This window comes from Roseobacter cerasinus (assembly GCF_009811755.1).
GTDB classification, from domain to species: Bacteria; Pseudomonadota; Alphaproteobacteria; order Rhodobacterales; family Rhodobacteraceae; genus Roseobacter; species Roseobacter cerasinus.
This window is the reverse complement of record NZ_BLIV01000001.1, coordinates 168,754-194,956: the sequence shown is the minus strand read 5'-3', so window position 1 is coordinate 194,956 and position 26,203 is coordinate 168,754. Positions and strand designations below refer to the sequence as shown.

Sequence of the window (26,203 nt, the reverse complement as noted above, 5' to 3'; positions counted from 1 at the left end):
GAAGGTAGGGAGCCGGGATGGGGCATCACCAACTGAATGAGATCGAAGCGCTGACCAAAAAGGCGCTTTTGGCGCATGGAGCGTCGACCTTTGCGGCGGCTGAGGTTGCCCGCGCCGTGCGGCAGGCGGAAGGCCGGGGCAACAAGATTTGCGGTCTCTACTACGTGGAAAGTTACTGCCAGCAATTGCAAAGCGGGCGGGTGAACGGAACGGTGGATCCGGTTGTGTCCAGCCCGCGCCCGGCCAGTATCCGTGTCGATGCAGGATACGGCTTTGCGCAGCCCGCCTTTGCGCTGGGGCTGGTGCCGGCGCTGGATGCGGCGCGTCGGTTTGGTACCGCCACGCTGGCGGTTGCGCATGCCCATACCTGCACATCCCTGGGCTATTTCACCGAACAGATCGCGCGGGCCGGGTTCATTGCCATCGGGTTCACCAACGCCTCGCCCATTGTGGCGGCGCCGGGAGGCAAGACGCGGGTCATTGGCACCAACCCGATCGCCTTTTCCGTGCCGGACGGGCAGGGCGGCATTGCCATGCAGTTCGATCAATCCACGACCACGGTTGCTCTGGGCAAGATCACGATGGCCAAGGCGCTTGGCGAGCAGATCCCGCTGGGCTGGGCCCTGGATGCGGCAGGTGAGCCCACCACCGACCCAAGTGCGGCGCTGAGCGGATCGCTGGTGTCGACGGGAGGCTACAAGGGCTGGGGGTTTGGCCTGATGGCTGAGATTCTGGCGGCAGGCATGACCGGCTCTGTTCTGTCGCGCAATGTGAAACCGCTCAAGGCGCCGGACGGGCCGCATCACGACCTTGGCCAGTTCTACATTGTGATGGACCCGACCACCTCGCCCGAGTTTGCCGCGCGGGTGGCGGCCCTGGCGGAGGCAGTTGCGGCGGACGAGGGCGCACGCATGCCCGGCCAGTCGCTTCAGGATATCGACCCGGTTTCGGTGGCAGAGGACACCTGGGATCGGTTGGTGGAACTGTCCCTGGGGCCTGCGAAACTGGATACAGCGCCGGGGTGATGGCTGGGATTGCGCAACGTCGCGCGTGTCGCGCTAGACCTTCTGGGTGACAAATACGCCTGCCGCCATCAGTCCGATACCGAGGGCGCGGGTTGCGTCAATTGGCGTAACACGTGCGCCAAAGAGGCCGAAGTGGTCGATCAACGCGGTGCTGATCAACTGCCCCAGCAAGACGAAGAACACCGCGTTGCCCACGCCGAAATGGGGGGCCACATAGGTGATGGAGAGCACGTAGAAGGCGATCAGAACACCGGCCAAAAGCAGGTGACGCGGCGCAGCAACCACTTTGCCAAGAGCCTGTGGCCCGGTGACGAACATCACCGTCGCGGCGGTGAGAAACGCCATGACGAAGAGCACCGTGGCCGCCGCCGATGGGGAGCCGATGCGGACCCCAAGGGCCGCATTCAGCGCCGCAAGCACCGGAATTCCAAGTCCTGCCAGCAACATGATCAGGGCGTAATGGGCCATTCATACATCTCCTTTAAGCTGAGGGGACCATGGCTGCGCGCGGGCGCGTGGGCAAGGCCGATTGCGCCCCGGCCAGAAGCGGGCGCCTGGTGAGGCGGGTCTGGATGCGCGTGCCTTTGATCTTTCTGTGTGTCTGCATGATGCTCACCGCTTGCGGCGGGAACGACCGAGCGCCAAGCGGCGCTGAACTCTACGCGCAAAACTGCGCGATCTGCCATGGTGGTGATGCCAGAGGCGGTGGCGGTGGCGGCGTGGAAGGGTTTGGCCGGACGCCGCCTGATCTGACGGGGCTTGCAGCGCGGAATGGCGGGGTTTTCCCGGCTGAGAGGGTAGCGGCCCTGCTTGAGGGATATGCGGTCGGCGGCCAGACGCTGCGGCCGATGGCGGGGTTCAGCGCGCTGCAGAGCGAGGAGCGTCAGCGGGTGCGCGTGGATGGGGTGCGGCTGCGCATGACTCCGCCGCTGGCGAAGTTGCTGGCCTATCTGAACGACCTGCAACAGCGCTAAGGTCAGGCTTGCGCTTCTGTGCTTGGGGCGCAGCGCGGATGCTCTAGCTGCAGATGCCCTCAATCTCGACGCCGTTCCAGGGCAGGCCGACGTCATACTCGCGCGCGGCCGGCAGGGGTTTGACCGGCATCGCCTCAGAAATCAAAGCATGCAGGCGCGCGGTGCGGGAAGCACCGGGGTCCAGTGCGCGACAGCAGACATATTCCTCCATAATGGTGCCTTGCTGCTCAAAGCCGTAGTCCCCAAATCGCGCCTCCGTCTCAAGATCAAAGAGGTAGGGGTCACGCGTGCCCCCGTGTTCAAAGGCCGCGCGCAGCGGGGTGTAGCCTGTCTCCCGCCGGTTCTGCCATTGCCAGACATGCACCATCTCATGCGCAAAGAGCATGGCCGCCACGAGGCTGATCTGGTCGGGATAGTCGGGCAGGTAATCCTCCACATACCAGTCCTTGTCAAAGAGGATGCGGTTCCACAGGGCCACAGCCGCGGGTTTGGAGGTCACGATCTCATCCGTCGCGGGGGGCAGAATGCGCTCCCGGCAGGTGGTCCGGGGCCGGGGCTTGCGGCGGAAGGTGACGGCGCGCGTCGGCGCGCCATCGACCAGACGCACGCGCGAGATATCCAGCGTATCGCCGTGGATGGTTTGGGCAAAGGCCGTCTCATTTGGGGTCAGCGGACGCCCGCAGGCTGAGACAATCATCAAAAGGATCAGAGCAAATCGCATGCCTCAGCAGGGCCTGAAAAACGCTTTTTGATCAAGCCCCTGTTGTGCGGTTGCAACGAAAAGTGACGGCGGGTGAAGCCGCCCGGCGTGTTACAGCGCCGTCCCGGCAGGGTGATCAGACGTGACGGCGACAGGGGTTTTTATGTCAGACTTTGCATCCCACCTGACATTCAGATCGCAGAGGTGATCAGCCTCCGCGGCACACACCGCACCCCCTGCCGGGTGCCAGGAAAGGAGTGCCAGAATGGCCAAAGTTATCATCCCCACCGTCCTCGGATACGCCTCTATGATGGGGGTTTGGGTTGTTGTGCAATCGGTTCATACGGTTGTGATGTAAGGCCCGGTGTAGACCATTGGAGCGGGCGGGCTGCGCCGTCTCAGGGCGGGGCACGCACATGGGGCGTTGTGATCAGCGCCTCGGGCCGGGTTTCGATTATCCGGCCCCGCTCCAGCATCAGCGCCCGATCGGCACGCGCCACCGTGCTGGGCCGACGGGTGATCACGATCATGGTCATCCGAGCGCGCAGCGCCTCCTCCGCCACCGCGTCAAGCGCGGATGCGGTTTCGTTCAGGATCAGCAGGCGTGGCTATTTCGGCAGCGCGTGGGCCGCTAACGCTCGCCTCCTGACACGGCTTTGCCGCGCTCACCCACCATGCTCTCCAGCCCGTCACGGCGCTGAATGTAGAGATGCAGCGTGGTGCGCGGTGCCTCCAGCCGCTGTGCGGCCACGCTGCGCCAGGCTTTTCGGTGCGGGGCTGGACAAAAGCGGTGTTGGGCGTGACGGGCACTTTGCAAAGCTCGGCGAAGCCGCCCTCCGCTGTGGCGGGTTCCAGCCGTGACGTTCCGGCAGAGCAGGGCAGTCGCTGGGATGGATCACAATGACCAGCAGCTTGCGCGCTGGTCGAGATGTGGCGCGATGAACACGCGGCGCGGCTCTCGCACCAACCGCAGATCGGTGTGATAGGGTGTCCGGCCCTTGGGGACAGGGCCGGTAGCACGAAGCGGTCGATCATCAGATCGCGCAGGTCGGACACTCTGGGCCTCGCAGTCTGTGACGGGAGACACAGGCCTCAGCGTTGCCAATGCCTGATGCTTGCGGAGCCAAAGATGAACGTAAGATAAATCCCCGATGAAAGCGTTCTGAATACAGTATTAAAATCAATATCTTGGTTTGAATTTTGGTGCGCGCTCTCCCATCTTTGTGAGCATGTGGTCCCTTGGCTGATCCTCCGGCTCAGGGGCTGTGCACAAGCTGCGGCCCAGATGGGGCCACCCTGCAAGGAGATGAAAATGAAATACTTCAAGCGTATCAAATCAGACATTGATCCGACGCCCTTCCTCGATGAGATCAAGGGTGTCTCTGGCGCGTGGGACCTGGCAACAGGTCGGCAGGACAAGATCGCTGTCCAGCGCGAGGCCAAGGCGATACCGCTGCGGGGCTTGCGCAAGTCGGCGATCAACGGGCGCGCCCGGCGGGATGTGCATGAGAGCCGCTGGACAACCGGATCCAAGACCTTCCCCGTGGCCCGCGCCTTTCTGGAGCAGTTTGCCGAAGAACAGGACAGCATTCTGGGCCGTGCCAAGATCGTCAGTCTGCCTGCGGGCAAGCGGGTCTATCCGCATATCGACCGTGGCGATTACTATCGTGTGCGCAATCGCTATCATCTGGTACTGGCCTCGGCGCTTGGGTCCTGGATGAAGGCCGCTGATGAAGAGGTGCGGATGGGGCAGGGCGAGCTGTGGTGGTTCGACAATGACCAGATGCATGAGGCCAACAACGATGGCGATCAGGATCGTATCCACATGATCTTTGACATGCTGCCCACAGAGCGCGCGCAGGAGGTCTTTGGCCACGCGGCCTGAAACCCGCCAGACAAGGAGATCCCCCATGCGTGCCCATGCTCTCCAGATGGTTCCGAAACGCTTGCCGTACCGACTTGTGTTTTGGCCAGCGACGTCGCGCAGCGTGCTGCCCTGCTGGCTGGCGCTGCCGGAGCATCCGGTGCCGGGCCAGCCACCGCTGGTCGCTGTGCACGGCATCCGGCGCGGCGCCGAACAGCAGGCCGCCCTCTTTGCGGAGCGTGCTGCCGCACAAGGCCGGGTGGTGATTGCGCCGATCTTCGACAAGGCAAGCTGGCTGGGTTATCAGCAGGCGGTCTTGTGCGGGCGGGCCGACCTGGCCCTGCTCGATCTGCTGTTGTCGCTCAGGGTCGCCGGCGTGGTCACGACCGAGCGGTTTGACCTCTTCGGGTTTTCCGGTGGGGCGCAGTTTGCTCATCGCTTTGCGATGCTGCACCCGGATCGGCTGCGCCGTCTCAGCGTGGCGTCACCGGGGTGGTACACCTTTCCGGATACGGCGTGCTACCCCTATGGTCTCTGGCCGCGTCCCGATCACACCGACGGCTGGGGGCATCGGCTGGCGGCCAATCTGCACCGGTTCCTGACGCTGCCCATCACGGTCAGCGTCGGTGCCTGTGATAGCCGGCGCGACCGCAACACCCGCAGCGGGCCGCAGATTGACGCGCAGCAAGGGCCGCACCGTCTGGCCCGCGCCCGGTCGTGGGCGCAGGCCCTGCGCCGCGCGGCGTGCGAGCTGCGTATTCAGCCGGATATCGCGCTGCACGTGCTGCCTGGCTGTGGCCATCACTTTGAGACGTGCATGCGCCTCGGCGGGCTGGACCGCATCGTGTTGCCAAAGGCCGGGTCAGGACAATCGCGCGTTCCGACCCCGCACACTCGGGGGGCAAGGGCATGAGCCCGCTGCCGAAAATCACCGCTGAGGGGCGGGGGCGCAAGATTGTCGTGCTGGTGGCCCTGGCGCTGGGGCAGGCCACGGCCACTGGCATCGCCGCCTTTGCAACCCGCGACATCTTCGCGGCCATTCACGCGCAGGACCCGGCGCTTCCGGTTCTGGCTCTTACAGCCGTTGCACTGGCCGGGTGTGCCATTGCCGCGTTCCGGTTTTTCGAGCGCATGACAGCCGAGAAGGTCGGGCAGGCCTTTGCTGCGGCCCTGCGGATCAAGCTCTTTCGGCATATGGCGCGGGTGTCGGCGCGGGACCTCGCCACCCGGCGTAATGGCGCGTTGGCGCTGCGGTTTGTCGGTGACCTGACGGCGGTGCGCGCCTGGGTCAGCCTGGGGCTTGCGCGGATGATTTCCGCGCTTGTGGTGCTGCCGGTGGCGACGGCTGTGCTGTTTTACATGAACCCCGAGATTGGGTTGGCCGTCGCTGTGCCGATTGTGCTGGGGCTGGCGGTCTCAACCGTGCTGGGCCCGCGCTTGGGCCCCGCACACAGACGGCTACGCGCGCGCCGGGCCCGTCTGGCCGCGGACATGAGTGAGCGAATTCCGCACGCGCCCGAGTTGCGGCTGCTTGGCCGGATGCAGATCGAGACCAACCGTCTGCGGCACCGCACCGAGAAGCTGGTGGATGCAGCCCTCTTGCGGGCACGTGGTGCGGCGTTGCTGCGGGCCATCCCCGATGCGGTCTCCGGGCTGGCGGCGGCGAGCGTCTTTGCAGTGGCTTTGCATCGCGGATTGCCCGGTGCGGAAGCGGCCGGTGCGCTGGCCGCCGTCGGTTTGATGATCCAGCCGATGCGTGATCTCGCAGGCGTCTGGGATCGCCACCGCGCCTGGATCAACGCGCGGGAGAAATGCCTCAAACTGCTCCGCGTGCCCAAACTTGAGATCACCCGCGCTGCAGATACGGCCCTGCCAGAGGCCCCACCAAGCGTCATATTCTCGGACGTCAGCGCCGGGGCGTTGTCGGGCATCAATGTGACCGCGCTGCCAGGGCAGAAGATTGGGATTGTCGGCGCCAATGGGGCGGGCAAATCGACCTTGCTGAGCCTTGCGGCCGGTCTGGAGCTGCCGGAGACAGGTGAGGTCTTGATAGGGGATATGTCGCCCACAGCACTTTCGCCGCGCGAGCGGCGTGAGACCGTTGCCCTCATTGGTGCACGCTCTCCCGTGCTGAAGGGGTCATTGCGGCGCGCTCTGACCATGGGGGTGCAGGGCCGGCCTGAAGACACGGAGATTATCGACATGGCAGAGGCCTTTGGCCTGCAAAAGGTGCTTACGCGCCTCGGTGGGCTGGAGGGAACCGTGGCGGAGGCTGGGCGCAATCTCTCCGCCGGTGAGCTGCGCCGCGTGTTGCTGACCCGTGCGGCCTTGTCCCGGCCGCGTCTTCTGCTGCTGGATGAGCCGGATGATGCGCTTGACCAAGAGGGCGCGCGGCTGGTGCAAAAGCTGGTCACGCTTTGCGATGCGACCACGCTGTTGATCAGCCACAACCCGAGGATTGCTCGGCAGATGGACGTTCTGTGGGTGATCGATGCGGGGCAAATCGTCGACACCGGCAAGCCCGGTGATCTTCTGGTCTCACCTGATCTCAGCCGTTGAGGTCAGGTGGCGGCGCGCTGTCGGGTCCATATCCCCAGCCCGACAGCGCGCCCTTTTCTTGGTTCAAAACATGTGCCTCAGCCGAACCGGTAACCTGCACCACGCACGGTTGTGATCAGGCTGCCGTAAGGGCCAAGCTTCTTGCGCAGGCGCCCGATGTAGACATCGACCACATTGGTCATCGGATCTTCATGGGTGCCCCAGACCGCGCTCAGGATGCGCTCGCGGCTGAGCGCCTTGTTGCGGCTTTTCATCAGCACCGCGATCAGGTCGCGCTCCTTTGCGGAGAGCTCCACCGGAACGCCGTCAACCGTCAGCACCATGGCAGAGCAGTCATAGACCAGCCCTTCACACCGCATCAGGGTCGCGTCCGCATCACTGGCATAGCCCGTGGCGCGCCGGTGCAGCGCCTGCAGCCGCGCGATCAGCTCGTCAAAATCGAAGGGCTTGGGCAGGTAGTCATCCGCGCCGAGGCGCAGGCCAGCCACCCGCTCATCGGCGGAATCGAGCGCTGTCAGCATCAGCACCGGCGTTGTGTTGTTGCGGGCCCGCATGGTCTGGCACACTTGCTGGCCGCTAATCCCCGGTAGCATCAGATCCAGCAGGATCACGTCAAAGTCCCGGTCCTGAAGAATGTCCAGCGCGGTCTCGCCATCGCTTGCGTGCTCTACCGCCCAGCCTTCGGCCTTCAGACCCCGCCGAATGAAATCGGCAACCCGCAGCTCGTCTTCAATCAGCAGGATATTCATGATCAATGCGCCTTTCCAACGTCCCTGGCGGGGGTTTTTCACCCGCACTGATAGGACAAACGGATCGGCCTGTGTCTTATTCCCGAGCGCGTGGTCTGATCGTCAGTTTTTTGCAGAGTTCAGGATTGCGCCACCACGCGCAAGGGGGGCACCATCGGCAGCTCCATGATGCACGAAAGTCCGCCGCCCGGACGGTCTTTCAGCAGCGCACTGCCGCCGTGTGCGCGCGCGATGGACCGGACAACCGGAAGCCCGAGACCGGCGCCATCCTCATAGCGGTCAGCGGCGTTTGAACCGCGGAAGAAGCGTTCAAAGGCCTTCTCTTTCTCCGCGTCGGGCAGCCCGGGGCCGTTGTCTTCCACGCTGATGCGAAAACCGGTGGCGGTGCGCAGCAGGCGCACAACCACATCGGGGCCGCCGTAGCGGCGCGCATTCTGGATCATCGCGGCAATGCACTGGCGAATGCGTGCGGCATCCAGCGACATCTGCGGATCCTCCTCATCTGCAAGAACGGGAATGTCCCGGTCAAAGACTTCGACAGTGGTTTTCAGCAGCTCTGCCAGATCCACGCGTTCCAGCTTCAACCGGCTCTTGCCGGATTCCTCGCGCGAGATGAACAGCAGATCATCCACCAGCAGATTGGTGTGCCGCGCGGTCTCGCGCGTGCGCCGCAGCGCCTCGCGGTATTCTTCGGGCGTCTTATCCTCTCCGCGCAGGGCCACGTCGCTTTCGCCCTGAATGATGGTCAGCGGCGTGCGCAGCTCATGGCTGACATCCGCCAGCATCTGACGGCGCGCGTTCTCGGCCACACGCGACTTTTGCAACAGACTTTCCAGCGCGGCGGTTCGGGTGCGCACGGCCTCTTCAAGCTCGGAGTTCTGGGTGGTCAGCGACTGGGTTCGTGCTTCCACCATGGCTGCCATCGTGTCCATGACGCCGCCGATCTCCGCAATCTCATGGCGGCCGCGCACCTGCATCCGATGATCGAAATGACCTTCTGCCAGCGCGTTGACCCCCTGCATCAGCCGTCCCATGGGCCGGATGATCTGGGTGGTGTAGATCCACAGCGCGCCAGTCACGACTCCAAGCGCCAGGATCACCAGCAGCAGCGTGACAACGTTCGCTGTTTTCAGATGGCGTGCGGCGGCGGCGCGGGTCTCTTCCACCTCCTCCAGTTCTTCGGCCAGGGCTGCGTTGATCATCAGGTGGAATTCGCGGTCAATCTCGTCATCCAGCATGGTCGACATATCCGCCCAATTGCGCCCAAACTGCTCGGCACCGGTCTCCTTCCGGACCGCTTCAAAGCGGGTGATCAGCCCTTCGATCTTGCGCTCAATCCGCGACAGCAGCTGCAGCTCGCTGATCTCCTCCTCGCCTACCAGGTCGATCTCCTGCCCGATCAGAGCGCGGATGTCGCGCACGTTGGCCCGGATCAGCCGGATCAGCTCCGCCTCTCCGGCGCCCTTGTCCCGGTCGCCGATGAGCATCGCGTCGCCGTATTGCTTGAAGAGCTGATAGGTGTTGCCGCTCAGCTGCAGATGCGCCTCGTAGGACTTATGCGCCAGATTGATCCGTGCGTTGAAATAGGCGGCCTGCTGTGCGCTCCAATAGGCGAGGGCTGCGCCGCTGAGCGCGATGATCAGCATCAGGGCGGCAAGGCCACGCAGCAGGTTGGAAATGCGCATAGGGTCAACTCCAGAAGGGTGCACCGCCGGGCGGCTGAGAGATCATGCCGTGGTTCATCGCAGATTCCCGGCGCTGCTGCCACAGGCCTACGGGTCAGCCCGAAACAGCACAACACGGGCCGCATGCTCTATGCGGCCCGTGTTGCAATATTGAGGCAGCTACATTCAAGCGGCGGTCATGCTTTCGAGTGCAGCCGGGGGCCTGGTGGGGGTGCTGCGGGTCTGCCGCAGCACTGGCCCGGCCACAGCCATCACCGCCTCAGGCGTGCAGAGATCTTCGCGCGACAATTGCGGAACGCCGGTCGCCATCCGCGCCTCCATCATCGCCAGCGGCGATTGCGTCAGCTTGCCGGAGATGGCAAACGGCCTCAGCCCGTAGTCCGCCAGCACCCGCATACCCCCGACAGCCCCCAACGCATCCGGCGTGGCAAAGAGGATCGCATCCATACGATCGCGAATGCGCGATCCGGCCAGAATCTCCTGAGTTTCCTGCTGGAAGACGCCGTCGGCAATCTCCACAACGACGATGTCAGCGCCATTGGCCCCGGCAGTGCCCACGAGGGTTTCGAACCCCTGTTCGACACGATCTATCGGCATCCGGTAGGTGGTGGGCATACCGGCGTCGGTGAAGTCCATGGCGCTGACGCCCGCGTCCTCAAAGGCGTTGAAGTCGCCGAAAGCCCCAGTGCCGGTGGCCTTGATACCCGCAACGCTGAAGCCTGCCCGCGACAGACCATGCGCAAGGCTCACCGCAGCCGTGGTCTTGCCCGCGTTCATCGAGGCGCCGAAGACACCGATGACGGTCACATGCTCGGGGATCGCCTTTGCCTGCAGGCTGTAGCGCGCAATGTTGATAACCTCGCCATCGCGGTCGGTCAGCAGCGCGATGGGGCGCAGCCTGGTGGGCTCCAGCATACGGGCATGGGCGTGCTCCATCGTGCCGACAACGCCGCCACCGGCCAGCAGATCTGCCCCTTCGGAGGTGATGCGCGCAGCCCCTTCAAACTGATCCGGCGCATAGCGGTCGCCAATGCACAGCACCACCTTGTCGCCGAGATAGCTGGTGGAGGCCCGGCCACGGGCCAGCTGAATTTTCTGGTGCTGGTTGATCTCGATGATCTCGCATAGAACCAGATCGCCCGCGACCCCATGTTCGACAGCCGGGTTCAGGCCCGCCACATCATCGTGGTCCACCCGCCGGGTGGTGAAGGCCCATTTGGCGTTCAGATGCAGCAGGGTCACGTCGGGTTTTGCAGTGTGCAGGGTCATGTCATTTTCCTTTGTCTTGGTGCGTCTGATCCTCAATCTAGGCAGCTTGGATATCGGTATCCTGTTGATCGGATGAACGATCCCGTAAAGGAAAATGAACTGTAGATGAACGGCGTAAGTCGTTTTCAAAAAAAGAAAAATCCCGCCCAAACTGGCGGGATTTTCAGATGCGTCAGATCTGTTGAAAAGGATCAGCGCAGCGATTGCAGCGCCTCTGCCTCAGCCTGCAGATCCAGCGGTGGGCCCGCCTCATTCGCTGCCAGATAGGCGTCGAGAATTTCAAGTGAGGAGGCGGGTGCGTAGCCAGTTTCGGTCGCGGCGGCGCTCGCAACCGCCATCTGCACATCCCACCCACCGCTGCGGTGACAGGCCACCGAGACGACGGTTAGCCCATCCGTGCGGTCCAGCTCAAACTCACGGCACAGGGCCTGGCTGCCGTCCATGAAGGTGGCCACGGGTGCAATCCGGCTGCCATCCTGCAAAAGCAGGTCATCGCCAGACGCAACCGTATGCAGCGCGTCGATAATCTGCGGGTCCGTCAGCGTTGCGATCTGCAGACCGACGCCTCCGGTCTCTCCGGTCGGAGCGAGGCTGAGCCCCGCCCCCAGACCAACAGCCAGCGCCAGCGTTGCGGCAAGAGGCAGCTTCCACAGCGGCGGTGCGGCAGGCGCGGCGCGCTTGTCTGGAAAGGCGACAACCGTCTCGCCGGTTGGCGCGTCTGGCGTCTGGCCGGCTGCAGCCAAGGCCTGCACCTGAGCGACCAGATGCTCCGGCACAGGCTCGGCCAGCATTGGTTCCAGCGCTTCTTTCGACAACATGCGCGTGTCGACAAAAAGCGCCAATCGCTCCGCCAGATCGGACTCCGCCGCGAGCGCCAGATCCAGATCGGTGGCGCGGTCTTCGGCCAGTTCGCCGTCGGCATAAGCCATCAGCTCTTCATCAGTGAATTCAGGATGTTGCATCTCAGCTGTCTCCTTGACTGCCTGAAGAACGGGCCGGTTTGGGGTTTATTCCCAGTTTTTTTGCAATGGCCAGTCGGGCGCGCGACAGCCGGCTCATCACCGTCCCGATGGGGGTGCCCAACACCTCGGAGGCTTCCTTGTAGCTCAGCTCTTCCGCACAGATAAGGAGAATGACATCGCGTTGCTCTTCGGGCAGCGTATCAATCGCCTGTTTTGCGGCGGTCAGCATCAGACTGGTCTCCGTCACCTGGGTGCCGTCAACGGTCTTGGCCTCGGGGGCGTCGTCAATGTCAATCTGCGTCCCTCGGGTCTTGGTGCGGCGGGTCATGTCGATCCAGGCGTTGCGCAGTATGCGAAACAGCCAGGCATCGAGCCGCGTGTCCGGAGTGAACTGGTGCCGCGCTGCAAAGGCCCGCTCCACCGTGATCTGCACCAAGTCATCCGCCGTATCCGGCGACCGGCAAAGCGAGATCGCGAACCGCCTCAGGTTGGGCAGGAAGGCGATGATGTCGTCTGCAAACTGGTCTGACATCTCTGTGTGAGCACTTTCGCAAAACGGGGTGGAATAGACGGCGGGCTGCCTGCGTTACCAATATGGCAATCCCCCGCCGAGGCGCAACAACACGTCGCAATCTGGCCAGGGATCGTGCAAAATGTAGCTGAACTGGAGGGTCACCTGTGCAAGGTCTGCCGTTTCATATCATTCTGTCCCTGATGATGGTTCTGGCGGTGCCAGCCGCCTGGCCGGAAGGCCCGTTTGTCACCGCTGCCTGGGCCGACGACGACGATGGGGACAGTGACAGCGATAGCGACAGTGATAGTGACCGCGATGACGATGATGATGATGATGACGACGATGATGATGGCCGGGGCAACGGGCGCGGGCCCCGATCAGGCGGCGAGGGCAGCTTTCTGGATCGGCTCTTTGGCCGCCCGTCACCGGCCCCTGCCGCGCCCGCACCGCAGCCGCAACCCCTTGCCACACGGGCAGCGAATGAGATCGTGGTCCTCGATCTTTCGGCTGCGGATCTGGCGGCACTGACGGCAGCGGGATACGAGGTTCTGGGCGAAGTGCAGATTGCCGCAGCGGGCAGCACCCTGCGTCGTTTGCGGGTCCCGACGGGCACGACGCTGGAAACGGCCTTGGCCAATATTCGGCAGTTGCCCTCGGGACAGGCGGCGGATTTCAATCATTTCTATCGCAGCAATCAGGGGATCGTACCGGCCTGCACCGGCCTGCATTGCGCCTTCTTCGACCAGGTCGGCTGGGTCCCGCCAGTGGCGGAGCAGGGTGCCTGCCACCAGATCACCGCCCGCATCGGGCTGATCGATACCGGGATCAACCCGGAGCACGAAGCGTTCGACGGCGGGCGCCTGACGGTTCTTGAGATCGACGGGCAGGAGCGCACACCATCCGGCGCGCAGCATGGCACGGCCGTGGCCGCCATCCTGATCGGGTCGCGGACAGGGCGGGCGCATGGGCTGCTGCCACAGGCGGATCTGCTGGCCGTGGATGCCTTTCACCGCGCGGGCCGGGATGAGCGCAGCGATGTGTTCAGCCTGGTGCAGGCGATGGACCGGCTGGCCGAGGCCGAGGTCAATATCATCAACATGAGCCTGGCGGGTCCGCATAACGTGCTGCTGGAGCAGATGGTGGAGCGGTTGACCGAGGAACGGATCCTGATCGTGGCTGCGGCTGGCAATGACGGGCCGCGCGCGGCGCCAGTCTTTCCGGGCGGCTACGCGCCGGTGCTGACGGTCACGGCGGTGGATGGCTCAGGGCGGATCTACCGGCGGGCGGGGCGCGGGCCGCATGTGGATCTGGCAGCCCCCGGCGTCGAGGTCTGGACCGCTGCCTCCATTCGCGGGGTGCGGACCAAGACCGGGACGTCCTTTGCCGCCCCCTTCGTGACAGCGGCGGCGGCCATGCTGATGTCGGCGCGGCCCGAGCTGGCAGCAGCTGAGGTCAAAGCTTTCCTGCAAGACACTGCGCTCGATCTGGGCGAGGCCGGGCCAGATGACGTCTTTGGGGCCGGGCTGGTGCAGTTTGCACCCATCTGTGCGGCACCGGCCAACAGCGCGCCCGCGCTTCTGGACTGACCTTTTCGCCACATCATCACCACGCGGTTTTGTGCCCATATGTCAGTTTTGTGACATCATGGGCGGAATAACCACGGCGCGCCCACGTTCTCCTTCCCATGCGCCCCACAGTTGGAAGGACACGCCATGATCAGCCCCTCATTGCCCCTAAAGTGTTTCCCCGCCAACGTCTTCCATAGATCTGAGTTGCTGGCCGGGCCGATTGCGCTGGCTGTGGCGTCGTGCCTGCTTTGGCTACCGGAGTCCCTTGACGCGCAGGAGCGCCACGCGCTGACCGTGACCGCGCTGGCCGTCATCGGCTGGACCATGACGCGGCTGCCGGATGCGCTCGTCGCCTTGGCCGCAGCGCTTGCCCTTGTGCTGACCGGCACGCTGCACGAGCAGCAGCTCTTTGCTGCGCTGGGGCGCGAGTTGGTGTGGTTGCTGATGGCGGCCTTCGTGATTGCATCGGTGCTGAAATCCAGCGGGCTGATGGAGCATCTGGTGGCCCGTGCCCTGACCCGCGTGCGCAGCTTTGCGGCGCTCAGCTACGTATTGACTGTCCTGATTGCGGCCACAGCATTTTTCATCCCTTCTACCTCCGGGCGCGCAGCCCTTCTGCTGCCAGTGTTTCTGGCCCTGGCGGCACAGCTGCCCGACCCACGTCTGCGGCGCCCTCTCGCTCTGCTGTTCCCCACGGTGATCTTGCTGTCCGCCGGAGGCTCCTTGCTGGGCGCAGGCGCGCATCTGATCGCGGTTGACGCCATTGCCAGCGCAGGTGGACCCAGGATCGGCTATCTGGAGTGGCTGATGCTGGGGCTGCCGGTGTCGCTGGTGTGTTGCCTGCTGGCCACGGCGCTGATCTTGTGGCTCTTCGTGCCTGCGGACCTGCACAACATGCCGATGGTGCTGCGCCAACCCGGGGCCCCGCTTACCACCCGCCAGAGACGCCTCGCGCTGATGCTCGTGGCGCTTTTGGCGTTGTGGACGACGACCAGCCTGCACGGGATGTCCATCGTCGTGATCACCCTGGCAGGGGCGTTACTGTTGCTGTCGCGCCCCTTCACCGACCGCAAGACCAAGGAGGTTTTCCGCGACGTCGATGTGGAACTGATCCTCTATCTCACGGCCACAATTGTGATTGCCGAGGCGATGATCACAAGCGGCGCGGATCGGTGGCTCGCAGAGGGCATGCTCGCCGTGCTGCCGGAAGACTTGGCGCGCAGCCAGGCGGTGGCTGTTGGTTTTATGGCTGGCGTCGCGGTCCTCTCACATCTGGTGATCACTTCGCGCAGCGCCCGGGCGGCGGTGTTGATCCCCGCCGTGGCCTTGCCGATTGCTGCCTTCGGGCACGATCCGGCGCTGATTGTGCTGGTTGCGGTCATGGGCACCGGCTTCTGCCAGACAATGATGGCCAGCGCCAAACCGGTCGCGATCTATGGCGCTCTCGATATGCCGACCTTCTCGCAGCGCGATCTCGTCCGTCTCGCTGTACCGCTGATGCCTGCGGTTGTGGTGCCGCTTTTCTGCGTTGCGATCACGCTTTGGCCCATGCAACTGCAACGCCCGACCGACCCCGCGTTTGCCGTCATACAGAAGGTTGAACTCTCGGAGCCGGTGCCTCGTGCCGTTCTGCGCCCGGTCGCACGCCCGGCCCTAACCGGGCAACGTGGTGCTGCACTTTCCCAGTCGTCGGACCGCGATCAGCCACGCGTGATCCGCTGGCTGGGGGCGGAAATTGACGCGGCTGGACAAGATGCGCAACGCGGGTTGCACAGGCTGACCGACGTGCTCGGCCTGCGCTGAAAAGTGCTCCGGAAGCAGGAGAAATAACCTGTCGCGCGGAATAAAAATATCTCCCCGCCGTTCTTCTTTTAGACGCAAATTCAAGGAGATAGAGAAATGACTTTCACCATTCTGATAGCACCCTCCGGCTTCAAGGAGTCCCTGTCCGTCGATGACGTGACCCAAGCCATCAGCGCGGGCGTGCGCGCGGCACTGCCCTCGGCAGAGGTGCTGGAGGCACCGATGGTCGATGGCGGCGAAGGCTTCACTCAAGCGCTTGTGAACGCCACCGGCGGGCACCTGCACGAGGCGACGGTGACGGGGCCAGTAGGCCAGCCGGTGTCGTCCTTTTTTGGCATCATGGGCGGGTCCTGGCGCCGAACCGCGGTGTTGGAGATGGCCGCCGCTGCGGGCCTGAGCCTTGTGCCAAAATCCATGCGCGATCCGGGACGCACGACAAGCTATGGCGTGGGCGAGTTGATCTTGCGCGCTCTCGATCATGGCGCAGACCGGATCCTTGTGGGCTGCGGTGACAGCGGTATCAACGATGGCGGCGCGGGCATGGCGCAGGCGCTTGGCGCGCGCCTGCTGGACGCCGAGGGCCAGGAGATCGGCTTCGGCGGATACGAACTGAAACGTCTTGCAGATATCGACACCAGCGAGCTGGATCCGCGGTTGGCCCATGTCTCGATTGACGTGGCCGTAAACTGGCACAACGTTCTGCTCGGCCCCAAAGGGGTTGCCCGTGTTTTTGGCCCGCAGAAAGGCGCGAGCCCGGAGCAGGTCGCGGAGCTGGAGGCGGGCCTTGAACGCTATGCCGCCCTGATCCACCGGCAGATGGGCTTGCGGCTGGGTAAGGCGAACGGCTCCGGTGCCTCGGGAGGGTTGGGCACCGGGCTGGTTGCCTTTGCCGGGGCCACGCTGCACCCGCGCTTTGACATCGTGATGCAATATCTGAACTTTGATCAGATGCTCGAGCAGGCCGATCTGGTGATCACCGCCGAAGGGTCGCTCGACGGGCAGTCACCCTATGGCAAGGTGCCCTGCGAAGTGGCCCGTCGCGCGCAGGAGCGCGGCATCCAGACCATTGCGCTGGCTGGAACCATCGGCAAAGGCGTGCGCGAGACACTGGACAACGGGATCGATGCCTTCGCCTCCATCATCAAGCGGCCCTGTTCGCTGGATGAGGCCATCGACAAGGGCGAAAAGCTGCTGCGCCGTGCAGCTGAGGACGCCATGCGCATGATGATTGTGGGCTGGCGGCTGGCAGATCGCCCGGCGGTGGCTCAGGGCGCGCGCAGGTGATCCTGCAGGGCCGCAGCAAAGCGGGTGATCTCCGGCCCTGACCGGCTTGGATCGCGGTAGAGCGACAGGCCAATGCTTTTCAGCGCTGGCAGCCCCAGACGCGGCCCCAGATTGCAGAGCGGCGGGCCGACCGCCACAGCGGGCATCACCGTCACGGCCAGACCGGCCAGTACAAAGGCCCGCACCCCAATCGGGTGCGGGCTGAGATGTGCAAGATAACCTGTGCGGCCCGCGCCATCCAAGGCTTCAAAGGCATAGCTACGCAAGTCGCGACCGTCGGTGAGAAAGACCAGCGGCACATCCTGCGTGTCCGGCAGATCGACCTCCTCAATGCCTGCCCAGACCAGCGCGTTGGATTCGACGAATTCGCGCCCGGGGCGGCGCCCCTGATCCATCATGAAAGCAAGGTCGATCTCGCCCGCATCCAGCAAGGCGAGCAAGGCATCACTGCGCTCACATTGAATATGGATTTGCACGTCCGGCGTCTGCGCGGCAAAGCTGCGCAGCGCCTGCGTGACCACCGACATCGCCAGTGTCACGGTTGTGCCCAGTCTGATCCGGTGCAACGTACGCGCCCCGCGCAGGGCCTTCACCGCCTCATCCGAAAGGCCGAGGATCCGACGGGCATAAACCACAAAGGCCTCACCCTCAGGCGTCAGCGACATGGGCTTGCCGCGTCCGCGATCAAAGAGGGCGCAGCCCAGCTCCTGCTCCAGCTTGCGGATATGGGCGCTGATTGCGGATTGAACGGTGTTCCGCCTGCCTGCCACGGTCGAGAAATTCAGGGTCTCGGCGGCAGCGACAAAGCTTTCGAGGGCGTTGAGATCGCGCATGTATCGTAGAATACGATTTATTTGATCTTTTTAAACCGTTTTCATGATTTATTGCGCCTTGTTATATCGCGCCCATGGATCTGACATCTTCCTTCTACATCGTATCCGCGCTTGCGGTGGTGATCACGGGCATCTCCAAAAGCGGGTTTGGCGGCGGGCTTGGGGTTATGTCGGTGCCCCTGATGAGCCTCTACATCGCGCCACAGGTGGCGGTGGCGATCCTCATGCCGGTGCTGCTGGCCATGGATCTGATCATCGTCTGGCAGTATCGTCACCGTTGGAACCGAGCAGTTGTGCGGATGCTGCTGCCCGGTGCGGGGGCGGGGCTGATCCTGGGTGCGATCTCCTTTCACTGGATGAGCGCCGATCTCATCCGGTTTGCCGTCGGCGTGCTGGCACTGGTCTTTGTGGCGCAATTCCTGTTGGCGCAGACCCGTGGGCGCGGGGTGGGGGCGTCGTCCGGCGCCACCATCCTTGCGCTGGGGGCCTTGTCGGGGTTCGCCAGCTTTGTCGCCCATGCGGGCGGGCCGCCGGTGAAAGGCATCCTGCTGCGGCAGAACATGCAGAAATCGGTCTTTGTCGGGACCAACACCATGTTCTTCTTTGCCATGAACGCCATCAAGACGGTGAGCTATGCCGGGATGGGGCAGTTCTCGACGGAAAGCCTGCAGGTGAGCCTGCTTCTTGCACCGATGCTGGTGGTGGGAATTGGCCTTGGCCTGATCCTGCACCGCGTCATTGCACAGACCATATTCACGCGTCTGGTCTACGGGTTTTTGTTTCTGGCGGGGGTCAAACTGCTCTACGACAGCGGCGGTGCAATCCTGACGTTCGGGAGGCTGTCCTGAGCGTCTAGCGGCGTCCAAAGGGGCGGGAGTGACGTTTCTCGGCCACACCCACGCCAGACTGCGGCTGCGGCATGGGGTATCCATTCTTCCGCTCGTAAGTCTCTGTTTTGATTGATTTCACAGCTGATGTCGCTTGCGCTGATCTGCCCTAAGAACCCCAGAGGGTTTCTTGTCGACTGCAGAGTGCGGGCACCGAATGATCTGCTCGCTTGACGCGAAAAGGGAGGCTGTGTCACCCTTTGCTTATTATTTGAGCTATTTCAGGCAGGTCGGCATGTCTATTTTGCGTCGATGTATTCTATGGGGCGTTTGCCTGTTTCTGGCAGGTTGTACGGTGCCGGGGTCAGCGGCGTTTCAGGACTACAAACAATCCTATGACGCGGCACGCGCGGCGTCGGAGCAGGTTGTGGATGCCTACAATCAGTACGACAAGATGGACCGCAAGCGGCGTACGGATGCCGCCAGTTTCGACCCTGACTTTGCCGATGTCTACTCGCCCACTGCGCTCTCACCGCTGAGCCTGACCATCATGGAAGGGTTTGCCGCAGCCACAACCTTCAACGAAGTCCTGGCGCGCTATGCGGACAACAATACCCTCAGTCTGCAACAGGACGAGATCGACCGTCTGAACGCCGCCTCCGCCAACACCGCGACGCTGGTTGCAGGGCCGGGCGCGGGCGGCAAGGTTAGCGCGGTGATCGGCGCCACGCAGGTTCTGGCCAATCTGTCGCTTGCCCGGGCCGACCGGGATGAGTTCGTGCGCAACGTGCGGGACAACACCGCGACGGTCGACACTTTCCTGGCGATCATTCGCGACGACACCGCCGATATGTACCAGACCGCCCGGCTGGCGACTGCACTTTCGGGCGGCAGCGTCGACAAACTGGAGACATTCCGGAGCATGCTGGCCGACTGGGTGCTGTTGATTGACCAGACTCGCAAGGATCTGGCGCTGTTGCAAACGCGGGTCGAGGCCGGGGCGGCGGGTCAGTCGGGGCTGAGCTTGCTGGCCGAGTCGGCTGAGCGGATCGACCGGCATGTCACGGACATCAACGCGGCCTATCGGGCCTTGGTGGGAGTTTTCTAGACCATTTTATCAAGCTATTTTGGGGGACTGAGCCATGTCAGACAATCCGTACCGGGCTGAAATTACGCAGCTGACAACGGCGATCATTGATCTGCAGATGGAGTTGGCGACCGCGAGCGGCGCTGCGCGGGATCAGCTGCAACAGGAGTTGAACGCCAAGATCACCGTGGCTGACAAGTTGCAAGGCATGTCGGAGGCTTGGCGGCTGGGGCGACTGGCGCAGGCGGTCAGCGCGTTGCAGGCGCTTGCAGCGTCGGAATTGGCCAAACAGGCCCGTGTTGCAGCTCGGCTGAACCGGATGATGGAGGCGCAGGGCGTCGCGCAGGCAGCCACGTCGGCGTCGGATCCGGATGGATCGGCGTCCCCACCTCCCGCTTCAACACCAACCGGACCAACGCCTGCCGTTGCGGCGGCGCCACCGGCGGGTGTGATCCGGATTGAGATCACGCCGCAGGATCTCGACGCGCTGGCGCGGGTGGCGCAAAGCGAGGTGGGGCATTTTGGCCAATATGGTGCCGCGCAGTTGACCGGTGGGGTGCAGGCCGTTGTTGAGACCATATTGAACCGGGTTGCCCACGGCCGGTTCCCAGGCAGCCTTCAGGCGGTTATGGACCAGCCGTCTCAGTTCTCCGCCATCAATGCGACAGGCAGCTGGGCCGGTCTGAGTGCGGCAACATCGCAGATCCAGACCATCGTGACCGACTATCTCAACGCACGGGTTGCGGGGCAAAGCGGTGTGCTGGGCGGCGCCACGCATTTCCTCAACCCGTTCCTGTCGTCCTCCACGGCGCTGTCGCAATGGGGCAATCATGTGGTGGCCAACGCGGTTGCCGTCTTTGGCAATGAAGCCGCTGAAGATGTGCATTTTCACGGCTTTGCGCCAGGCACATCGTTGCCGCAGGCGCATGCGATCCACTTCGGCGGTTGGTCCCCGGTTTTTGATGGCGCTGGCAGGGCTGCGTCATCGGTTACATCAAGCGGTCTGCGCGTGCGGCTTTTGTCGACTCTGAAGGGCGAACTGACACATTTTGAAAACGGCAAGCATAAAGAGAATGCGGATAGCCACTTCAGCCGGGTGGGGGACTACTGGAGGGCGCTGGGGTTGCCCTATCACGGCCAATCGGTGGTTACATTCGCGGACGGAAGTACGGGCAACCCCGCTTGGTCCGCGGCTTTCATCAGTTGGGCCATCGCCGAGCAGGGCGTTGGTGCGGACCGATTCAAGGGCGCGCAGGCTCATTGGAAATATGTGCAGGACCTGGTGGAGGAGCGGTTGGCGACCCCGCTCTTCGATCTGATGGATCCGGAGCAATATGCGCCCCGGCCCGGTGATATCGTGCACTACGGGCGCGCCACCGCTGCGCGGTTCCATCTGGCTGCTGCCCTGGATCACCTCAAGATCGACGGCTACTACCCCTCGCATTCCGACTTCGTAATTGAGGTGGATCAGACCGATGGCTCCCTGACCACAGTGGGCGGGAACGTGGACAACTCAGTGAAGTCAAAACGGGTGGGGATTGACAGCGACGGCCTGCTCAAACCGCGCAGGCAACGGGGCGAAGACTTCCCCTGGATCGCGGTGCTGCGGCTGCGTGACGGCTGAAGATCAGGAGATAATCTCTTTCGGCACTTTTCGTGGTGTCAGGGTGCCTATCTCACCAAAGCGCGAAGGCGCCTGGGGATTGCTTGTTCTATGCCGGATCTCATTTGCCGGGTCGAGAAAATACCGCGTTGAAGCGATCACGAGATGGGATGAGAGGCGCCCCGGTCTTCGGACTTGTTCAACACCTCTGGAGCCAGCCGAGGCGTAGCTTTTAGGCACTGTTTTTGGCCTTGAGTGGCGGCAGATGCAATACCTCCTGGGGCTGGCTGGCACGGGCGAAAACGCGGAAATCCTCATAGTCCATCGGGCGGGCAAAGTAGAACCCTTGCAGCGTGTCACAGCCAAGCTCGGTCATGATGGCAGCATGCTCGGCGGTCTCAACACCTTCAGCGGTGACAGAAATGCCCAGAGCCTTTCCCATCTCGATCATATTGCGGACAAGTTCGCGCGCCGTCGGGTCTTTATCGACCGGCTGCACAAGCATGCGGTCCAGTTTCATGACATGCGGGTGCAGGTGTTTGAGACCGATCACCGAGGCATGACCCGAGCCGAAATCATCGACCTCGATCTGAAAGCCCTGCGCGCGCAGGCCGTCGATCCGGTCGACGAAGTTGTGGTCCTGCTCTTCGACCAGGACGCTTTCAAGAACTTCTACCGCGATCCGGGTCTGCCCAAGGTCGAAATCGGCCACGATGTCCTCAATCCGATTGCTCACAATCTGATGGACATCCATGTTAAAGGCGATTTTCGGCACGAGGAGACCCTCGGCGTTCAATTCGCAGACCCGCGCAAGCCCGGCGCGGAAAATCTGTCGATCAATTTCTGGCGTAAGCCGAAGCTGATTGGCGATCCGCAGGAATTGCGCGGGCGAGAGCAGCCCGCGTGTTGGGTGATCCCACCTCGCCAGCGCCTCGATCCCGACCAGCTCCTCGCTTTGCGCGTCGAACTGCGGCTGAAAGAACGGTTCAAACTCACCGATGCTGAGCGCCCGCTGAATTTCGGCGGAGAGCAACCGCTTTTCGTTCACAATACTATGCAGTTGCGGTGTGTAGACGGTGGTGGTGTTTCGCCCGAGTTCCTTGGCTGTATAGAGCGCAGAATCCGCGCTTTTGAGCAGATCGCAGTTCTGGATCAACCCGCCGATCGCCGAGGCCACGCCAAAACTGGCCCCGACGCGGCACATCTTGCCTTCAAAATCCATTTCCTTGCGGATTTCGCCCAGCAGGCGTTCTGACAGCAGCGTGGCTTGCTCCGACGTGCTGCCGCGCCCCAGCAGGATCACAAATTCGTCTCCGCCGACCCGCACTGCCACATCCCCCGGCCGGATGCCCGACCGCAGGATGCGCCCAACCTCCTGCAAAACGAAATCTCCGGCGTTGTGACCCAGCGTATCATTCACATTCTTGAAGTGGTCGAGGTCGATCCGGATCAGCGTCCGGGGGCCATTGGCATTGGTGACCTCGTCCTCAAGCAGATTGTCGAGGAACCGCCGGTTGGGCAACCCGGTGAGCGCGTCATGCAGCGATTGCCGTTCGGTCTCGGCTTGGGCTTCGGCCAGTTTTGCCTGAGCCTCCTTCGCGCTGCTGATGTCCGTTGCGATGGCTGCGAACCGGCGGCCCTTCGTCGGGGAGGCTTTCAGCGGAGAGATGCCAAGATTGATCCAGTAGGGGCGGCCATCCTTGCGGTAGTTCAGAATCTCGACCTGAACCGCACGCCCGGCCTTGATGGCATTGCGCAGCATCTGCCGTGTGGTCGGGTCTGTGTTGGGGCCCTGAAGCAGCGCGCCCGGGCGCTGTCCAACCGCTTCTTCTTGCGTATAGCCGGTCAAATCCGTGAAGGCGCTGTTGACCCATTGAATCGTCTCGTGCTCATCGGTGACTGTGATGCTCTCGCTGGCCAGTTGCGCGATCTGGGCCAACTCCGCGAGTTCACTCTGCTTGACTGCGAGCACGCGGCGCGACCGTTCCAGCTCTTCATGCGGGCGCACAATCGCGCGCATGCCTGAGACCGCCATCAGACTGAACGGCAGGATCAATGCCAGAAGAGCCACCCCGATCCCGGTCAGCACCAGTGCTCGTCCGACGGTCTGGACCATCGCCGAATCCGTGTCGACAATCAGATAGAAATCCGCGCCCGGCATCGGTGTCGACAGGGTTGGCCCGGCGTCGCTGTGCCACGTTTCCCAGTGTTCGTTTTGGAATTGCGTGGCGATGATGGTCTTGGGTGCCGATTGTCCCGCGCTCAGCACATGCGTCAGATCCATCTGGCGCTCGAAGGCCAGCAGACCCTCCACCAGACCTGTGGAGACGATGGGTATCGTGACCAGAAAATGGGCACGATAGGTCTCGCCCGCGGGTCTGTAGGATATGCGTGGTGCAACTTCGGAGCGCCCTCCGATCATATTGTCCAGCCCCTCGATGGCTTCGACCGGCAGGAAGGGAGAGTTGGCGTCTTTCTCACCAACAGAGAGGATCACTTGACCATCCGGTCTGATCAGGCGGACGTTCTGTGCGTTCTGTGCGTTCTGTGCGTTCTGTGCGTTCTGTGCGTTCTGTAACCTCAGCAGTGCGCTCTGCGCCGGGGACGACCGGCCTTCAAACCCCATCACGTAGTTGATGATCTCGGGCGAGCGGGCCACAAATTCCGCTTCGTCCAGGATGTCATCCAGCAGGTTGGCGATCACATTCGCCTTGGTTTCCAGATGCGCTCGTTTGGCGTCCTCTTGCATTTGATGCAGAGCGGGTGCGGAAGCGAACCAGATCGCAGCCGCCACGCTCATGACCGAAAAGACGTAGCCGAGCAGGGTCAGCTTGAGAAACCGGGTCGTAAAGCTGACCTGTTTCATGGGTGCGCGCGTCCTGACGCCATCGATCCGAGCGGGCGGAGCGTCCGCAACCGTTGCCTTAGATCAGCCTCGCACCCTCTTGGATGTGACCAATAGCACGCGCGGGTGCCGATGCTGTCAAAACCCTCGCTACGCAACATGTGCCAACAGAGCATTGCGCACGCGCGATGTGGGCCAATCCCGGCGCATGTCACCCTCCTACCACTTGTTAAAACACGCGTGTAAAACCAAACGCCTAGCTAGCATTCGGCGGTTAATGCCTGATGAAGGCATTCATAATTGGGCCGTGAAGAAACGATCTCGTCGCGCTTCAGGTGGGCCCGAAGAATAAGTCCAAAAGTCGCAGTCCCATTGATAGTCTGGCGCCTCCAACAAGGTCCAAAAGGTAAATATTTTTAATAGGTTGTGCGTCTCTCATGTGATCCCGGGCCGAACAGACTTAGGATGCGCTTTGCGAGTTCAGCACTGTTGAAGCAAGTTTGATTTGCAGCCATTTAGTCAATTTGCCGGTATTTGATTGAGGTCTGGCGGGGCGTTTCGCCAGTAATCAGCCAGCGCGGACAAGCTTGTCTGAGGGGCCGGTTGCAAGTGCAAGGCCATCCACAACAGCGGTGAATACGTCGGAGCAGGCGATATTTGCGGCTGGACATATCTGCCGGACCTCCCGATCAATCATTGACATCAGGCTTGAGCCTCCCACGAGCACCACTTGCGCTACGTCATCGGGGCGCACCGCCGCCCGCGCCAGCGTGTCCCGGACCGCTTGGTTGATCTGCGCCTGATGATCTGACAGAGCTGTTTCGATCCCGCTCGCGGTCACTGGCAGCGCAAGCCCGTCAGCAAGGCAAGACAGGTCAATGACAGGCCTGTCCGACCCTGTGGTGGCGCTGATCTTGCCAGCTTCCACGGCGAAGGCGATGTCGTGACCCAGCTCCAGGTCCAGCACCTGCGCAAAGCGCCCCAATTGCTCTGGCGCGCAAGACAACCGCAGCATGTCCGCGGCCATGCGCCGGGTTGCGGGTGTGTAAAGGAAGGGGATCTTGGCCCAGGTGGCCAGATCAATGAAAGGGGCGGTGGGCACGCTCAGCAGGCCGTCCCCCATCTCGCGCCGCAGCTGACTGCCCAGGCCGAGATGGGGCATCACCTCCTTGACTGAAATCACGCGGTCAAAGTCTGTCCCCCCAAGGCGCAGCCCGTGGCTGGCAAGAACTGCGGTGCGCGCGGCATCCTGTCGGACAACCGTGAAATCAGAGGTGCCGCCACCGATGTCGACGATCAGCCGGATGTGGCCCTTCGCATCAGGGGTGGCAGCGGCGAGGGCGGCGGCTTCCGGCTCGGCCAGGAAAGACACCTCTTCGAACCCGGCGGCGTGATAGCAGTGGCGCAGATCCACTTCGGCCTGCGCATCCTTGGCGGGGTCGGCGGAGTGGAACTGCACCGGGCGCCCGGAGAGCGCGCGCCGGAACGGCTGGCCGGTCTGCCGCTCTGCGGATTGGCGAATGTGCTGCAGAAATGCGGTGATGATCTCCGCCACGCTGCGCCGCCGGCCCGAGATCAGGCGGCGTTCGTGCAGCAGCGGATCGCCCAGCACCGATTTCAGCGCCCGCATGAAGCGCCCTTCTTCTCCGTCGATCAAGGCCGTGATCGCAGCGGAGCCGATTTTCATCGGGCCTTCGTCTGCCGGAAAGAACACCGCCGTGGGCAACGTGGGCTGGCCATCTTCCACAGCGAGCCTGTGGATCGCGCCGTCCTGCAGCAGGGCAGCGGCGGTGTTGGAGGTGCCAAAGTCGATGGCGAGGGCCTGGTCCTGCAGCATGGGACGACTTTCCTGAAAATGCTCCGCTGGAGTGGGGAGGATACGGCCCGGCGTTTCCGCCGGAACGCCACGTGCACGGTGGCAAGGTGGTGTTGAGGCGACCCTATGTACAGATTTGTCATGCCAAGGGAAGGGCCTCTTTTGCATCGGTCAGCGGGATAAGACTGGCAAAATCTCGCCGAATCGAATAAGAACATAAAGTGAACATTGGCGAA

22 protein-coding genes are annotated in these 26,203 nt (G+C 63.0%); 11 read left to right on the top strand and 11 right to left on the bottom strand.

Annotated features, from left to right (window positions below; translation table 11 throughout):
• The first annotated feature begins 17 nt into the window (after positions 1–17).
• Complete coding sequence (locus tag So717_RS00975) at positions 18–1,025, top strand: Ldh family oxidoreductase (RefSeq protein ID WP_159974346.1); 1,008 nt, start codon at positions 18–20, stop codon at positions 1,023–1,025.
• 33 nt (positions 1,026–1,058) lie between these two features.
• Here So717_RS00975 and So717_RS00970 read toward each other — a convergent pair whose 3' ends face one another.
• Positions 1,059–1,493 (bottom strand): DMT family transporter, encoded by a 435-nt coding sequence (locus tag So717_RS00970; protein WP_159974345.1) that lies wholly within the window; start codon positions 1,491–1,493, stop codon positions 1,059–1,061.
• Between the two features lie 104 nt (positions 1,494–1,597).
• Here So717_RS00970 and So717_RS00965 point away from each other — a divergent pair, with 104 nt between their 5' ends.
• Positions 1,598–1,999 carry a c-type cytochrome gene (locus So717_RS00965; protein WP_159974344.1) on the top strand — a complete coding sequence of 134 codons (402 nt, stop codon included), beginning with the start codon at positions 1,598–1,600 and terminating at the stop codon, positions 1,997–1,999.
• 43 nt (positions 2,000–2,042) lie between these two features.
• On the opposite strand, the gene So717_RS00960 is transcribed toward So717_RS00965, so the two are convergent.
• Positions 2,043–2,720 (bottom strand): hypothetical protein, encoded by a 678-nt coding sequence (locus tag So717_RS00960; protein ID WP_159974343.1) that lies wholly within the window; start codon positions 2,718–2,720, stop codon positions 2,043–2,045.
• A gap of 377 nt (positions 2,721–3,097) precedes the next feature.
• Positions 3,098–3,235 carry a hypothetical protein gene (locus So717_RS00955; protein WP_159974342.1) on the bottom strand — a complete coding sequence of 46 codons (138 nt, stop codon included), beginning with the start codon at positions 3,233–3,235 and terminating at the stop codon, positions 3,098–3,100.
• A 776-nt stretch (positions 3,236–4,011) separates the two neighbouring features.
• Between So717_RS00955 and So717_RS00950 the strand changes: the two genes are divergently transcribed.
• From So717_RS00950 to So717_RS00940, 3 genes are read left to right on the top strand one after another with little or no spacing between them, the layout of a single operon-like run.
• Complete coding sequence (locus So717_RS00950) at positions 4,012–4,584, top strand: aspartyl/asparaginyl beta-hydroxylase domain-containing protein (protein WP_159974341.1); 573 nt, start codon at positions 4,012–4,014, stop codon at positions 4,582–4,584.
• A 25-nt stretch (positions 4,585–4,609) separates the two neighbouring features.
• A complete protein-coding gene (locus tag So717_RS00945; RefSeq protein ID WP_159974340.1) occupies positions 4,610–5,476 on the top strand; it encodes an alpha/beta fold hydrolase in 867 nt (288 codons plus the stop codon).
• Complete coding sequence (locus tag So717_RS00940) at positions 5,473–7,122, top strand: ATP-binding cassette domain-containing protein (RefSeq protein ID WP_159974339.1); 1,650 nt, start codon at positions 5,473–5,475, stop codon at positions 7,120–7,122. The genes So717_RS00945 and So717_RS00940 overlap by 4 nt, the downstream gene beginning before the upstream one ends.
• Positions 7,123–7,199: 77 nt before the next feature.
• On the opposite strand, the gene So717_RS00935 is transcribed toward So717_RS00940, so the two are convergent.
• From So717_RS00935 to So717_RS00915, 5 genes are all read right to left on the bottom strand, one after another.
• A complete protein-coding gene (locus So717_RS00935) occupies positions 7,200–7,871 on the bottom strand; it encodes a response regulator transcription factor (protein ID WP_159974338.1) in 672 nt (223 codons plus the stop codon).
• Between the two features lie 119 nt (positions 7,872–7,990).
• Positions 7,991–9,556, bottom strand: a complete 1,566-nt coding sequence (locus tag So717_RS00930) for a sensor histidine kinase (protein WP_159974337.1) — start codon at positions 9,554–9,556, stop codon at positions 7,991–7,993.
• 165 nt (positions 9,557–9,721) lie between these two features.
• Positions 9,722–10,825: a P-loop NTPase family protein gene (locus So717_RS00925; RefSeq protein ID WP_159974336.1), complete on the bottom strand. Its 1,104-nt coding sequence runs from the start codon at positions 10,823–10,825 to the stop codon at positions 9,722–9,724.
• A 191-nt stretch (positions 10,826–11,016) separates the two neighbouring features.
• Positions 11,017–11,787: an anti-sigma factor gene (locus tag So717_RS00920; protein ID WP_159974335.1), complete on the bottom strand. Its 771-nt coding sequence runs from the start codon at positions 11,785–11,787 to the stop codon at positions 11,017–11,019.
• Between the two features lies 1 nt (position 11,788).
• Positions 11,789–12,319 carry an RNA polymerase sigma factor gene (locus So717_RS00915; RefSeq protein WP_159974334.1) on the bottom strand — a complete coding sequence of 177 codons (531 nt, stop codon included), beginning with the start codon at positions 12,317–12,319 and terminating at the stop codon, positions 11,789–11,791.
• A 182-nt stretch (positions 12,320–12,501) separates the two neighbouring features.
• On the opposite strand from So717_RS00915, the gene So717_RS00910 reads away from it, so the two are divergent.
• The 3 genes from So717_RS00910 to So717_RS00900 all read left to right on the top strand — a co-directional run bounded on the left by So717_RS00910 (position 12,502) and on the right by So717_RS00900 (position 16,956).
• Complete coding sequence (locus tag So717_RS00910; protein WP_159974333.1) at positions 12,502–13,887, top strand: S8 family serine peptidase; 1,386 nt, start codon at positions 12,502–12,504, stop codon at positions 13,885–13,887.
• Between the two features lie 126 nt (positions 13,888–14,013).
• Positions 14,014–15,672 (top strand): SLC13 family permease, encoded by a 1,659-nt coding sequence (locus So717_RS00905; protein WP_159974332.1) that lies wholly within the window; start codon positions 14,014–14,016, stop codon positions 15,670–15,672.
• Positions 15,673–15,768: 96 nt separating this feature from the next.
• Entirely contained in the window at positions 15,769–16,956 is a 1,188-nt protein-coding gene (locus So717_RS00900; protein ID WP_159974331.1) for a glycerate kinase, read from the top strand.
• Here the strand turns inward: So717_RS00900 and So717_RS00895 are convergent.
• Complete coding sequence (locus tag So717_RS00895) at positions 16,938–17,789, bottom strand: LysR family transcriptional regulator (RefSeq protein ID WP_159974330.1); 852 nt, start codon at positions 17,787–17,789, stop codon at positions 16,938–16,940. The two genes, So717_RS00900 and So717_RS00895, sit on opposite strands and share 19 nt — an antisense overlap.
• A gap of 74 nt (positions 17,790–17,863) precedes the next feature.
• Here So717_RS00895 and So717_RS00890 point away from each other — a divergent pair, with 74 nt between their 5' ends.
• From So717_RS00890 to So717_RS00880, 3 genes are all read left to right on the top strand, one after another.
• Positions 17,864–18,637, top strand: a complete 774-nt coding sequence (locus tag So717_RS00890; RefSeq protein ID WP_159974329.1) for a sulfite exporter TauE/SafE family protein — start codon at positions 17,864–17,866, stop codon at positions 18,635–18,637.
• Positions 18,638–18,911: 274 nt separating this feature from the next.
• Positions 18,912–19,724: a hypothetical protein gene (locus So717_RS00885; RefSeq protein ID WP_159974328.1), complete on the top strand. Its 813-nt coding sequence runs from the start codon at positions 18,912–18,914 to the stop codon at positions 19,722–19,724.
• 34 nt (positions 19,725–19,758) lie between these two features.
• Positions 19,759–21,327 carry a DUF2272 domain-containing protein gene (locus So717_RS00880; RefSeq protein ID WP_159974327.1) on the top strand — a complete coding sequence of 523 codons (1,569 nt, stop codon included), beginning with the start codon at positions 19,759–19,761 and terminating at the stop codon, positions 21,325–21,327.
• Positions 21,328–21,538: 211 nt separating this feature from the next.
• On the opposite strand, the gene So717_RS00875 is transcribed toward So717_RS00880, so the two are convergent.
• Positions 21,539–24,172: a putative bifunctional diguanylate cyclase/phosphodiesterase gene (locus So717_RS00875; RefSeq protein WP_159974326.1), complete on the bottom strand. Its 2,634-nt coding sequence runs from the start codon at positions 24,170–24,172 to the stop codon at positions 21,539–21,541.
• A gap of 547 nt (positions 24,173–24,719) precedes the next feature.
• Positions 24,720–25,985, bottom strand: a complete 1,266-nt coding sequence (locus So717_RS00870) for an Hsp70 family protein (RefSeq protein WP_174238987.1) — start codon at positions 25,983–25,985, stop codon at positions 24,720–24,722.
• Between the last annotated feature and the right edge of the window lie 218 nt (positions 25,986–26,203).